Genomic DNA, 14,228 nt, shown 5'->3' on the forward strand with positions numbered 1-14,228 from the left:
ATGAACGGATCATTAAATCGCTTTACACTTTCCAGCTAACCAAGTCAATTCATCAGCATTCAGGTATGATTTCAATCCATCATAAACTTTTTGATTATACCGATTAAGCCATTCAATTTGCTGAGGAAGAAGCAAATGAGATAATACAATTGAAGTATCTATATAACAGAGTGTAGCGGTATCAAATTGTAAAAAATCACCGAAATCGGTGCTTTCAGCAGGAACAGTAATCACTAAATTTTCTATTCTAACACCGTGCTTTCCTGGCCGGTAAATACCGGGTTCTATTGAAGTGAGCATCCCTAAATCAACCGAAAATGCGGCATTTGATGGACCAATGTTTTGAGGACCTTCATGAACATTCAGGTAATAACCAACGCCATGACCAGTGCCATGACCATAATTAATGCCCTGCTGCCACATCTGCTGCCGAACAATGCCATCAAGTTGGTATCCTCTGGTTCCCTGCGGAAATTTAGCCGCTGAACCAAATATCATTGCCGAGAGCACAAGCGTATAATCCCGCTGTTCTTCTGCTGTTGTTTTGCCCAGTGGCACCGTTCTGGTTACATCAGTTGTGCCATAAAAATAATGCCCGCCAGAATCCAGCAGAAAAAGACCCTCAGGCTTGAGTTCAATATCGCTATCTTCATTGGGGCAATAATGTGGCAAAGCAGCATGCAAACCATAACCCGCAATGGAGGCAAAACTTAAACCTGCAAAACCTTCTCCACTTTCCCTAAAAGCCTTTATCTTTTCTGAAGCAGATATTTCTGTGATCTTAATTTTTCCGATATTTTCTTCCAGCCACTTAAAAAAACGCGTTAAGGCTACGCCATCCTGAATCATGGCAAGTTTGATGTTTTCAATTTCTACACTATTTTTCACTGATTTCAAATACACCGTTGGATTGATGCTTTTAATCACATTAACTGAAGACGAAAAAATTGATAAAAACTGGTAACAAGTCCTTTTTTCATCAATGAGTACTGAGCAATTGCTCAGTGTGGATAAATCGGTTTTGATCTCGTGATAGCTTTTGATTTCCACACCTCTGTTTTGTAATATCTTTAAATCGGTTAATGATAATTTATTTTCGTCAATATAGAGGGTTATCTCATTAGGTGTGATTAAGGCATAACACAGCACCACTGGATTGTAATTTACATCATTTCCGCGAAGATTGAAAAGCCAGGCGAGGTCATCCAGACTGGAAATGATATGAACATCTGAACGTTGTTTGACCAATACTGTTCTTATATCCGAAAGTTTGCTTTCGAAGCTTTGTCCGCAATCCTTTTCAGGCAATAAAAATGCCTTTTTCTGCGGTAATGCGGGTCTGTCAGTCCAAATCTCATCAATAATATCCAAATCTCTAACAGCAATCCGGCTGATGGCCAAGGCGTTTTCAATCTCCTCTCCTAATGCTGCAGACATCAACTGATAATCGAAACCTACCTGAGCGCCGGCTGGCAACACGTCTATTAACCAATCAATATATTCTGGCGTGTGCTGAACTTTTAACTTAACTAAATCGTACCCGCTGCCATTAAGCTGCGCTTCGGCCTGTTCGAAATAGCGAAAATCAGCCCACAGGCCTGCAAAATCCGCAGTAATTACCAAGGTACCTGCAGAGCCGGTAAAGCCCGATGCGAAATGGATACATTTGTACCGGTCTGGCACGTATTCGCTCATGTGTGGGTCGGAAGATGGGATGATGTAGGCATCGACATTCGCTTCTAGCATTTTTGCCCTTATGGCATTCAATTGATCTTGATAAGTCATAAATTAATAGGCATTGTTTCTAATTTCTTCTACATCTTTTTGATCAATAGCCAGCGGCTTACCTAAAAGCTGATAACCATCGTTCGTCATTGTATAATTATTTTCCAATCTGATCCCGGTAAAGTCTTTGAATTTTTCGACCGCTGAATAATTGATAAAATCCCCAAATCGATTTTCAGATTTCCATAAATCAATTAACTCAGGAATCAAATAAATACCTGGTTCAATTGTAAATACATACCCTGGCTGAAGTGATTTACCCAGGCGAAGTGATTTTAAACCAAAAAGAGCAGTTTCTTTTTTCAAGTCATCATCATAACCAACATATTGTTCGCCTAAATCCTCCATATCGTGCACGTCAAGCCCCATCATGTGTCCGGTACCACATTGAAAAAAAAGTGCATGTGCACCTGCAGCTACTGCCTCATCGATATCACCTTTCATCAATCCCAATGCTTTCATTCCTTCGGCAAGGGTTTTGCAAGCTTCAAAATGTACATCAATAAAACGCCTGCCAGGGCTAAGTATCCCTTCTGCACGATTTAAGGCATTTTGTACAACATTGTAAATTTCACTTTGCCTGGTATCAAATTTTTTTCCAACAGGAAATGTGCGTGTTAAATCGCCGCAATAACCCATCTCCGTTTCCATACCCGAATCGTTCAATACCATCTGCCCATCGTTCATGGTATTGCCGTGAAAATGATTGTGTAAAATTTCTCCCTGAACCGTGAGTATGATAGGATAAGCAATATTGCCTCCGGTTTTTAAAGCTGCACCATGTATTACGGCTGCAATTTCTGCTTCCTTCATTCCCGGCCTTGTACTATGCATGGCCAGCAAATGCATATCTACACTTCGGTTAACAGCTTTCTCAATTTCACTAATCTCCAAATTAGATTTTACAGCACGCTGTGCAACAACGGCTTTAATCAAATTAACCGATGCCCTGTCTTGTAGTTCATTTACGCTTAAATTTAGCAGTTCGGCCAATAATAGTTTATTTTCGCTGCGATAGGGAGGCAGGAAATGAATCATTCGTTTCAGATTGTTAGCAACCTTACAATAGTTTTCCGAAGCATTAAAAGGTTGAAGATTTTCCACACCAATTTCTAAAGCCTTATCACGAAGAGTTTGTTGCCTACCCATCCAAACGATATCATCTATACTCATCTCATTACCAAAGATGGTCTCTGTACCCTGATCAACATCTATAATGGCAGCCAGGCCAGGTGCAGCTATGCCAAAGTAATACAAAAAAGTACTATCCTGCCTAAAGCTGTAGGTATTATCAGCATAATTCATCGGACTTTCTGCATTGCCTAAAAAAAGCAGCACACCAGATTTCAACTGTTTAGCTAACGCTGCTCTTCTTGCTACATAAACATGGGTAGGAAACATTTTTAAGTATTTTATATTGATGATAATTATAATTATCCAAAAGTAGTAAAAGCGATAAAAAACGAGGTGATAATATCAAATTGGATAAAATACTGCATTAGAGGGGGAATATTCGTAAAGATTGATCGCACCATTTAAGGCAACTTTATAAAATGCAAAGAACAGATACAAAATCAAGTAGCTATCCGAAAAGCATTGGATATATCATTGCAAACGAAGGCGCAGAACGATTTAGTTTCTACGGAATGCGTTCAATACTAGCCACATTTTTAGTGGTGCATTTTTTTAATCCCACCTTAAACCCGGCTTTACAAATTACCGCTGAAGCTAAAGCGAACGAAACCACACATTTTTTTGTATCACTGGCTTATGCTATGCCCTTTGTGGGCGGCCTGCTAGCCGATTGGTTTTTCGGGAAATTCAGGGTGATTTTATATGTATCGCTGGTGTATTGCATTGGCCATCTGTGCCTGGCAATTTTTGATGATGATCTGGAGAAATTCACCTATGGATTAATCCTGATTGCTGTGGGTGCAGGATGCATTAAATCCTGCGTTTCGGCCAACCTTGGTGATCAGTTTACAGAAAAAAATAGTCATTTAATGTCGAAAGTATATGGCTGGTTTTATTTTAGCATTAACGCCGGTTCTGTACTGGCAACCATTCTAATTCCGCTGATTTATGATCGTTATGGCGCAAAATGGGCATTTGGTATTCCGGGAATATTGATGGCACTTGCAACCTTTATATTTGTTGCTGGCAGAAAAACATATGTTAATGTTCCTCCTTCTGGTGTAAATAAGAATAATTTTGTCTTTATTTCTGTGTATGCCCTGATTAATTGGCGAAAGAAACAAAAAAACGAATCGCTATTGGATGTAGCCAAGGCGAAATTCGATCATCAAAAGGTTGATGATGTAAAATCGGTTTATAATGTTTTGGCTGTATTTGCTTTTATCCCTATTTTCTGGGCACTCTGGGATCAAAGCCTTTCTGAATGGATATTACAGGCCACAAAAATGGATCGGCATATTCTTGGCATTAATCTCTTACCCGAGCAAATCCAGACTGTTAACCCGTTCTTTTTGCTTGTTTGCATCCCGATTTTCAACTATTGGCTATATCCTTTTCTGGATAAAAAAGGACTGAAAACCACGCCTTTAAGAAGAATTGGTGCAGGACTCATTCTGCTGGCCGTATCCTTCGTCATCATTGCGTTCATTCAAACCCGTATTGATGCTGGAGCACAGCCAACAATATGGTGGCAAATTCTGGCTTACGCCATTCTTGCTGCAGCTGAGGTGCTGGTTTCTATCACGGGGCTGGAATATGCTTACAGGCAGGCTAGCAAATCGATGAAAAGTACCATGATTGCCATTTGGCTACTCACTACGGCTATTGGTAATTTATTCACTGCACTGGTAAACAGAAGCATATCTAATGGTGGTTTTTTTGCACAATTCAAAGGAGCAGATTATTATTGGTTCTTTATTGGCTTGCTCTCGCTATTTATTTTGGTTTACCTATTTGTATCACCTAAAATAAAACAGCGACAGGTTTTGATTTAACACGACTAAACATTGTTATCGATATAACTTATCGATAATTCTGGTCAAAGAGAGCATTTCAATGGCCTAAAACTTCTGCTACTTCCTTTGGATAATTTTAAAATCGCTAAACGCTGCATAACCTGAAATGTCTCCGTAAGTGGCATGATAAACGCCAACTTGTACTGCATCTTGAAAATCGGCCCGTTGAACAGGACTACCTGGCAGATTCTTCCAATCTTTTCCTTCTGCGCTTCCCCTTAAAAAAAAAGTATTTCCAATTCGTTGCAATTGAAGGTATTGATAAAAACCCCATCCCGAAAGATTATTGGTCTGTTTACGACCTCTGGAATTAAGGTCGGTAACGATATTACCTATTCCCCAGCCCGGCATAATGCCATTCTGAATAATTCTTTTGCCATTTTGCATGTCCTTGATCATTATACCTGCTTCGTTGGCTCCATAAGCTTTCTTTTGGTTCAGTCCCAGCATATCCGAAAGTTTTACTTCTGCGGTAAAATCGCCCTTAACTTTAAAATAAGCAAAAGGCCCCGTAGAATCAGATCCATCCCAAAAAGTATTATGTGAAATCATTTTCAATACTCCCGATTGCTGTACCAAGGTATCTACAGTACCCAAGAAACCATCCCAGGATGTTCCAGACAAGTTATGCGTTGGGTTTGAGATCGAGTAAGAGGATCCCGATTGTTTCCTGATGAGAAAAAGTGAGGTATCAGTTTTAGCTAAAACGGGTACACATGCTAACGTTACATTTCCGAAATTATCTTTAACCTTTACCTGATAACTGTATTCGCTTTCTTGTTTGGCAAAAAAATCAATGTAAGCTGCAGATTTTGACCATTTGGCTTTCAATTGCTGATCAACCCTGGAGAAAAGATATTCCAGATTGGTTCCAGGTAACTCAGGTTTATCAGCTACCATATAAATCATTTCTGGAGTTAATGCCAATGGTTTTGTAGTAAAAAATGCTTTTAATTGACTAGTAATTGTGTTTCTTTTCCAGAAATCAAATTCATCTAAACATGCTTTTTCGCTTAGGCCGTAATTATAAATTGAAATGTTTGATATGGCTGTATATTTTATCGTTGTTTCGCCAGCATTCTGCATTAAAAGATTTGGTTCTGCCTGTTGATGGGGAACCAATACATGATTCATCTGTTTCCCATTGATGTAAATATTCAGTTTTCCCTGGCGATAAGCGCAAATTACCTGTTGCCATTTGCCGTTACCATCAATTTTAACTGTTTGAAGATTTTTACCAAAAAATAACCTGGTTTGTGCACCCAATGTTGGTTGAATGGAAAAAATAGCTGTAAATGGTTTCGAAAAATTTAAGTTTTTTTGCAATCTTTCATCTAATAAAACTTCACCGTCGTTGGCGAGGATTACAGCAATTTTACCGTTCACATCTTCCACTTTCCCATTGATTTTAAATTCACCCAAGGCGGCGCCATTATTCGCCCAGCTCTTGAGCTTGCCATATTCAAGGTTTTTTGCATCGGCGTAAGCCAAAGTGTTATTTTTAATTCCTTCTGCAAAAGCCGATTTTATGGTTTCCTCATCTAAAGGAATATCATAAATCTTCAGCGATGCCAAAGCCCCCGTAAATCCTGCACTGCCATCTGAATTTCCCCCGATAACGAAACGGCTGAGGTTTTTGATAAAAAGCATTCTTCGTTCTGCCCGATCCAATTTTCCATCAACATAAATCCGCTCCATTGTACCATCAAAAACCATCACAATGTGATGCCATTGGTTTGCTTTTGGCAACTGTTTATAGCCTAAATCTGCCCAACCTAAATGGCTGGCAGCACCAGCGTTTTTATGGTTACCATAACCCACAGCAACATGAGTTAGATTGTCTCCACTTTTAGCTGTCCACGAAACGATGGTTTCTTCTTTCTCAATATCAGGATTTAAAACCCACATACTTACACTATAACTGCTGTTCCCAAGCAAGGATGAAGGTGCCACATGAGTTGATAACAGCCGTTCATCACCAGAAAAAACCAGTACTTTTTTGCCATCAATGATCGATGTAACGGGTTTATTTGCATCAATAGGGCTAAATACACCACCTAACTTTCCTTTATTCGGAACCTGATTAACTATTGCACCAATGCGGAGGCTATCCAGATCCAAATTGACAACCAGACCTTTTGATTCAAACCGTTGCAATGATTCCCAAGGCTTTATTTTTGTATTCATCACAGGCTTATAGGCATCATTGCTATAAACTTTGATATTCCAAATTGCTTTGTTTAAACCGGGATATTCAGTGCGTAAAATTGTAGTACGGAGGTATTTTGCCTTTACATTCCCAAAATCAACCATCGGGCTACCATGCTGGGTGTTCTTACTGCGGTCGGCGTATAATTTCCACAATTTACCGTCGGTAGAATATTCGATTTTATATTGATAGTACCAGGTGGCATATTCAAATTGCGTATGCACACTTTTTATAGCTTGAATCTGGCCTAAATCCACCTGTAACCATGCCGAACCAATATTGTTCTTAGCTTTCCAAAGCGTTCCGTTATTGTCATCAACGGCATAATCTGCTTTAAAATCATCATCATAGAACGACGAAGCTGTTGTGGCTTTTGCTAAAGCTAAATTTGGATAAGGATTGACATTTTTTGCCAGATAACCAACGCCCGTATGTGTGGGCACAAGCTTGAGGATGTTTCCCTGCTCATCAAAAACAATCTTATCGGCAGCAACCTGTCTGTGGTAACCGCCATCGTTATGCGGATTGTTGTGTCGGTGATAAATCAAATAAAAATCATCGCCCTGCTGTAAAACCGATTGATGGCCGGGGCCATGTACGGTGCCATCTTCATTTGTAGCCAGAATTGGATTTTGGCTAGCATATTTAAATGGTCCCATGGGATGGTTTGATGTGGCATATTGCACCCTGTAGGTTCCATCCTCACAATATCCGGATGAATAAGTTAGGTGATAGATACCTTTTCTTTTAAACACAAAAGGTGCTTCAAAAAAATCTTTCGCATCAGTATTAGGAATTTGTGCAAGCTTAGAAAACGATTTCATATCATCGTTTAATAAACCTACGCCGCAACCATGATTGGGATAAATACCCCAGGTTCCCCAGTACATGTAATTTTTGTCATCGTCATCTTTGAAAGTTTGTCCATCGAGGGTAATCACATTAGGCACCAAAAAGTTAGGAACAATGGGCTTTCCGGGTGGCAACAGTGGCATCCACGGGCCTACTGGTGAGTTTGAAGATGCACCAAATATTTCGACCGGCTGGCAGTAATATAAATAATATTTGCCATCGGCACCCTGCATGGCATCTGGCGCCCAGTAATGATGAGTGGTTGGCCAATTCATATCTTGCATGGTCCAATTCACAAAATCTTTTGAGCTCCATACTTGCGAAGGACCAAAACCACCTCCATTTCCATCGGTGGTGGCGTAAATGTAATACGTATCACCAAATTTTTTCACTGTCGGATCTGCGAAATAACCAGGAATAATCGGGTTGCCCTGCGATTTACTTAAATGTGCTTTTTGCGCATGAAGCATTTCACAAAGACAGCAAAACATCAACAATAGTGAAAGCTTTAAATGGAGGTTATTTATCATAAATTTTGCTATTTCTAATTTTGATCCTGTAATGCTCAGGATTTCCTGTTGCGAGATGCCGCTTACTTATCAATTGAAGCAAACTGATTCAAAAAAAACAATGCCTCTGTGCGGAAATTCCGTTTCAATAACGAATACGTTAGAGTAATTTACTTTACCTGAGTAACCGAGTTGACGTTTGGAGGCTCGGCATTTAAGAGATGTTTAACAAAAAAATCTCTTTTTCGGCGGCGGCCATAAATGCCTCCATCGCTATGTCCCATCCCTGGAATACTCAGAATATCAAAATCTTTATTGGCTTTAATCAGTGCATCGGCCAGGCGATAGGTAGATTCTGGTGGAACGTTTTCATCGGCCTCACCAACAATTAAAAATAAATTCCCCTGCAGTTTGGCTGCGTTGGTAATGTTGGATTGTTCTCCATAGTGTGGTCCAACGGGATATCCCATCCATTGCTCATTCCACCATTGTTTATCAATTCGATTATCATGGCATCCACATGCAGAAACTGCAGCTTTATAAAATTCGGGGTGAAAGAGCAACGCTCCTGTAGAATTTTGCCCACCAGCTGAAGTTCCATAGATCCCAACCTTATCAAGGTCGGCATTCTGATATTTTGCGGCCATTGCTTTCATCCACAAAATACGATCAGCAAAACCAGCGTCGGCCAGATTTTGCCAGCAAACATCATGAAAGGCTTTTGATCGGTTGGCTGTGCCCATGCCATCCATTTGTACTACAATAAAACCCAATTCTGCCATACTTTGCATTTCGCTAAATGGCAGGAAGTTTTTCGGCACAAAACTATCCTGCGGACCGGCATAAATATATTCGATAACCGGGTAGGATTTACTGGAATCGATCTTGGATGGCAGACATACCAGCCCCCATATGTCCGTTTTTCCATCTCTGCCCTTCGCCACAAAAACCTCCGGCAATTTCACACCAGTGTTTAAGAAAACCTGAACATCTCCGTGTTCAATTTCCTGCAACGCCTTGGTACTAGCCGTTAATTTCAATTTTGTTATCGGCGCAACATTAACCTGCGAATAAGTATCAAGATAATACTTCCTGTCGGGTGAGAAAGTTAACGCATGATTTCCAATTTCCGGGGTTAAATTGATTAGTCCTTTCCCATCAAAACCAATCCGGTAGTAGTGGATAAAGTATGGATCTTCACCAGGATTCATTCCGCTCGCTTTGAACCATACCTGTCGTTTCACCACATCAACGCTATCAATATCACGTACAACATAGTTTCCCCTGGTAATTAATTGTTGTTTTTTGGTGATTTCATTTACCAAATACAGGTGTTGCCAACCATCCTGCTCACTGCTCCAAAGTATTTCATTTGTTTTTGGCAGATAACGGGTGTAAATCCTGCTTTCATAAATAAATGTTTTTGTTTTTTCATCAATAACATTTCTGATTTTACCTGTTTGCACATCAACCTCAATCACCCGAAACCGCTGATGGCCACGATCTGCTTTTTCGTAAGTATAATATCGGCTACTGTTATTTCGCCAGTGCAAAGGCTGCGGACCAAAAAAATCAGTGGGTTCCACATCAACTTTTATAACTGTTTTAGTGGCTACATTAAAAATATAAGGCTGATAAGTGGTAAAATCATCGCCTGGCTGTGCATATTCACGAGATTTTAATTCTCCTCTTGTTGTTCCTGGCACCGAACTCAACACGTAGTAAACTTTTTTGGTTTCCTTTGGATCAATTTTATAAGCGATAATATTTTTCCCGTCAGGCGACCACTCAAAGTTACCGTAAGGCTTTTCAACCGAGCCATCGGTACTTAATGTGGTTTCCACCTTCGAATCCAGGTTTTTAACCACGATGTTTCCACCAACAATCTGAATTTCATTCTTACCATCAGGAGATTTACTGATAGACCGGTTCCACTCCCAGCGTGAGCGTTTTTGCTGCAATGGCCGCTTAGCATTATATTTAAAAGTAGCGGTATCAGTAGCATTGATGAGGCCATAATCATTTAAATTCACCCCATACCATTTGTTCGAAACTTTAACTTTAATATTGTTTTGGTCTATAAAATATAAATCACTAAGCTGCAAACGGGCAGAACTTTGCTTTTTACCCGTGGTTTTCTCAATGCTTTCAGCAAGCTTTACAGCATCAAAAGCAGGCTTTCTCTGACCGGAAAGAAGGTCTACGTAAATATATTCCCAGTTTTTGTTTGGAAGATTTTTCTTATACCAGAAAGCTGACCCATCTTTTTTCCAGAAAGGGATAATTTCATTATTAGTGGGAATGTTGCGTAAAGTGCTATCTAAGTCACTGGCTTTTTTATAGGCATTTACAACCTGCAACTGATTAGGTGCATAAGGCACTTTTTGTGCATTTACTACAGAAAAGGATACAGATAAAAAGGTAAGGGCAATTGCCTTTTGAAACAGGGAATTAGTTTTCATTACAGCTATATTAAGTTGTAAATATAACAGATACGCTAAAGCGATTACCTTTAGATATTGATATATAACATGAATATTTTAACCAACCTGTTCTAATCATTACCATCAAAAAATTTATCGCTGCACGTTGATGCGTTTGATTAAATAATATACCGGAATTCCAACCAGTGTAATAATCAATCCTGGCCAGGTGAATTTTGGCTTGAAAATAATCAGCAGAATGCAAAAAGCAAGTCCCATTAAAATATAAATAACTGGCAATACCGGATAGCCAAAAGCCTTGTATGGGCGGGCAGCATTGGGGCGTTTTCTGCGCAGTATAAAAATTCCAAAGATGGTTAACATATAAAAGCCAACCACAACAAAAGATATCATATCGAGCAGATCGCCATATTTGCCGCTAAGACACCATAAACAGGCAAAAACACATTGAATCCAAAGTCCAAAACCTGGCACTGCATTTTTATTTAACTCCGCAACTTTTTTAAAAAACAAACCGTCTTTCCCCATTGAGTAATAAACCCGGGCTCCGGCCATAATCAAGCCATTGTTGCAACCGAACGTTGAAACCATAATCATTACAGCGATAGTAATGGTACCGGCGGTGCCGAAAATATGGTTTGCGGCAGATACTGCTACCCGATCTTTGTCGGCGTAGGCAATATCATGCAAAGTTAAAACTCCGGTATACATCATATTAGTCAATACATAAAGTTCTGTAACAATGATGGTTCCAAGGACTAAGCTCAATCCGATGTTACGGGCAGGGTTTTTAATTTCTCCTGCAATAAAAGTTACATTGTGCCATGAATCGCTACTAAATATAGAGCCCACCATCGCAGCTGCAATTGCACCAAAAGCTGCAAGTGTGGTGTATGAGCTAATGTTTCCATCGGCAAATAATGCACCTAAAGTCCACAAATTATCCCAGTTTTGTTTCCAAATTGTTTTATCAAGGAAAAATAACCCAAAAACGATCAAACCAAATAAACTGAGCAGTTTGGCCACTGTAAAAGTAGTTTGAATGGCTTTACCTGCACTAACCCCCCTGCTGTTGATGTAGGTGAGCAACACGATAATTCCAATGGCAAGTAGCTGAGCCGGGGAAATAGTAATGAATCCTAAATCTAACGCAACTAAATCTTCGCTCAGTGCGGGAATTAAATAAGCAGTAAATTTGGCAAAGGCAACCCCCACTGCGGCAATTGTTGCCGTTTGGATGACAGTAAAAAAACTCCATCCATACAAAAAGCTAACCAAAGGATTATATGCCTCTTTTAGATAGATATACTGACCGCCGGCTTTTGGAAACATAGAACTAAGCTCGCCATAACTTAAAGCAGCAGTTAAAGTCATAAAACCCGTAATCAGCCAAACCACTAACAACCAACCAGAACTGCCTACATTTCGGGTAATATCTGCACTTACAATAAAAATCCCCGATCCAATCATGCTCCCTGCAACAAGCATTGTCGCATCCATTAATGTTAACGTGGGCTTAAATTCCGTGGCTTCTTCTTTCATCAGTTGTTGGTTTAGGTTACAGTTTAGCAATTAAGGTATGTTCATTTAACGCAGCGTTTCATAAAATTTCCAGCTGGTGGTGAAATCCCTGGTAATGGTCTGGTTAGTTAAAGTGGCCCGGATTAATTCAACAGGAATCAGGTTTTGTTTAATAATTTGATCATGAAAATCTTTAAAAGTCATCTTACCACTATCAACCAGTTGTGCTTTTAAAGCATAAAGCTGTAGTCCTCCGGTTAAATAGGCTACCTGGTATAGCGGACTATAATCTCCTTTGAAAGATCGCCTTACTTCGCCTTCAGCATTTGCCCGTTCATGCCCAACCCGATCAACTAAAAAGTCAACACATTTTTGTGGGTTCCATTTCCCAAGGTGAAAATTGAGCGAGAAGAGAATCCTGGCGCATCGGTGCATTCTCCAAAACAACATGCCCATCTTCTCTTCAGGTGTTTTGGCAAAACCTTTTTCATAAAGCAGAAGTTCCCAATATAATGGCCAACCTTCTACACTAAATGGCGTTTTAAAAATGTTACGGTAACTTTTGTACCGGCTATTAATGTAATATTGATAGTGGTGGCCAGGCAGTAACTCATGCTGTACCGTTCCCCGGGAAAAGTAAGGATTATTACCCCGCATGCTCATAAGCTTATCTTCCTCCTGCATATTGCTTGTAGGGTAACTGATGCTGATTTCTCTGCCACCGGTAAAAAATGGATTAACCAGTTGCCTTTCTTCCGACATCATTACCATGCCCCAGGTTTCTTCTGCCAGGGGTGGAATATCAATTAAGTTATTGGCTTTGATGAAACGAAGCGCATCATCCTGTAGTTTCACTATTAATTCTGCCTGCCTACCCAATGGCACGTAACTGTTCTTGATTTTCTCTTGTGCAGCTTTCCAGTTTTTTCCAAATCCCATTTCTGCTGATGCTTTTAAAAGCTCCTGATCGCAGTATGCGAATTCTTCTTCAGCCAGCTGGATAAGTTGTTCAGGCGTGTAAGGGATAAACTCTTCCTTAAGTTGCCTGATTAATTCTGCTCTTCCAATTGGATCGCCTTTGATGTTAAGCTTATCAACTTTAACATTTGCATTGGAGTCTATTTTTGAGGTAAACAGATTTTGATAACTTGTTAGCAACGAGTCAGCTCGTTGATAGGGTTTTGGAACCCACCAGCTAAAACCAGGTTCGTAACCATTGTAAAACTGATAGAAACTGGCTAATCTGGCTTTTAATCCTGAGCTCACCATGGCTGCAGTTTTAAGCTGACCGGCATTTACAATTCCATTCTTTTTGAGTGATATTGTTGCCGTATCAATTTGTTTGCAAAGTACATTAATTTGTGATGCGAGTAGCGATCCTTCCTGATAGATCCCCCGCTTTCTTCCTTTCTCCAGGCCATATATCACATCAGCAAAGGGAAAATACTTTTGTATAGTTTTATATTCTTCTTCCTCCTCGTTAAGCTTGAAAATAGAACTTTCAATTTCCTTCTTTAATAAAATGTAATCTACCTTTCCATAAATGCTATATGAATCAAACTTAGCTAACACAAGTTTTGCTAAATACTCTTTATTAACTTCGAGCAAACGCTTGCGTTGGTCAGGGCTGTTATAAGTTTTGCTCGGCCTGGCATAATAGCCACTCTGGGCATAAGGAAAATAGTAATCATTTAATGCATTGATATCTTGTTGATAACCAATTATTAGCGTACCCATTTCACTGGTTTGCTCAAACATTTCTGGTGTTACAGTCTGGGATTTGGCATCAACAAAAAAGGAGCATAAACAGATCAGAAAAAAGATTAATTTTTGGGTTACGCTGAACATAATTATTAAAAAAAAGATATAGCAAATGCCTCCATCAAAAAAAGATAGCCATAGCATTCAATAAAAAATT

The 14,228-nt window shown here is 39.6% G+C and carries 7 protein-coding genes; 1 reads left to right on the plus strand and 6 read right to left on the minus strand.

Annotation, left to right across the window (positions count from 1 at the left end):
* Positions 1-12: 12 nt before the first annotated feature.
* A complete protein-coding gene (locus OQZ33_RS18185; protein WP_265800665.1) occupies positions 13-1,785 on the minus strand; it encodes an aminopeptidase P family protein in 1,773 nt (590 codons plus the stop codon).
* A gap of 3 nt (positions 1,786-1,788) precedes the next feature.
* Positions 1,789-3,186, minus strand: a complete 1,398-nt coding sequence (locus OQZ33_RS18190; protein ID WP_265800666.1) for an aminopeptidase P family protein — start codon at positions 3,184-3,186, stop codon at positions 1,789-1,791.
* A 152-nt stretch (positions 3,187-3,338) separates the two neighbouring features.
* On the opposite strand from OQZ33_RS18190, the gene OQZ33_RS18195 reads away from it, so the two are divergent.
* Positions 3,339-4,754 (plus strand): MFS transporter, encoded by a 1,416-nt coding sequence (locus OQZ33_RS18195; RefSeq protein ID WP_265800667.1) that lies wholly within the window; start codon positions 3,339-3,341, stop codon positions 4,752-4,754.
* Positions 4,755-4,832: 78 nt separating this feature from the next.
* On the opposite strand, the gene OQZ33_RS18200 is transcribed toward OQZ33_RS18195, so the two are convergent.
* From OQZ33_RS18200 to OQZ33_RS18215, 4 genes are all read right to left on the minus strand, one after another.
* The gene (locus tag OQZ33_RS18200) at positions 4,833-8,366 is read right to left on the minus strand and encodes a family 43 glycosylhydrolase (RefSeq protein ID WP_265800668.1); all 3,534 of its coding nucleotides are present in this window, start codon (positions 8,364-8,366) and stop codon (positions 4,833-4,835) included.
* A 149-nt stretch (positions 8,367-8,515) separates the two neighbouring features.
* Positions 8,516-10,807: a S9 family peptidase gene (locus OQZ33_RS18205; RefSeq protein ID WP_265800670.1), complete on the minus strand. Its 2,292-nt coding sequence runs from the start codon at positions 10,805-10,807 to the stop codon at positions 8,516-8,518.
* A gap of 114 nt (positions 10,808-10,921) precedes the next feature.
* Positions 10,922-12,331: an APC family permease gene (locus tag OQZ33_RS18210; protein ID WP_265800671.1), complete on the minus strand. Its 1,410-nt coding sequence runs from the start codon at positions 12,329-12,331 to the stop codon at positions 10,922-10,924.
* A 45-nt stretch (positions 12,332-12,376) separates the two neighbouring features.
* A complete protein-coding gene (locus tag OQZ33_RS18215) occupies positions 12,377-14,047 on the minus strand; it encodes a DUF885 family protein (protein ID WP_265800673.1) in 1,671 nt (556 codons plus the stop codon).
* Positions 14,048-14,228: the final 181 nt, after the last annotated feature.

Origin of the sequence: Pedobacter sp. MC2016-05 (genome assembly GCF_026239735.1) — a bacterium.
In the GTDB taxonomy this organism is placed as follows: domain Bacteria; phylum Bacteroidota; class Bacteroidia; order Sphingobacteriales; family Sphingobacteriaceae; genus Pedobacter.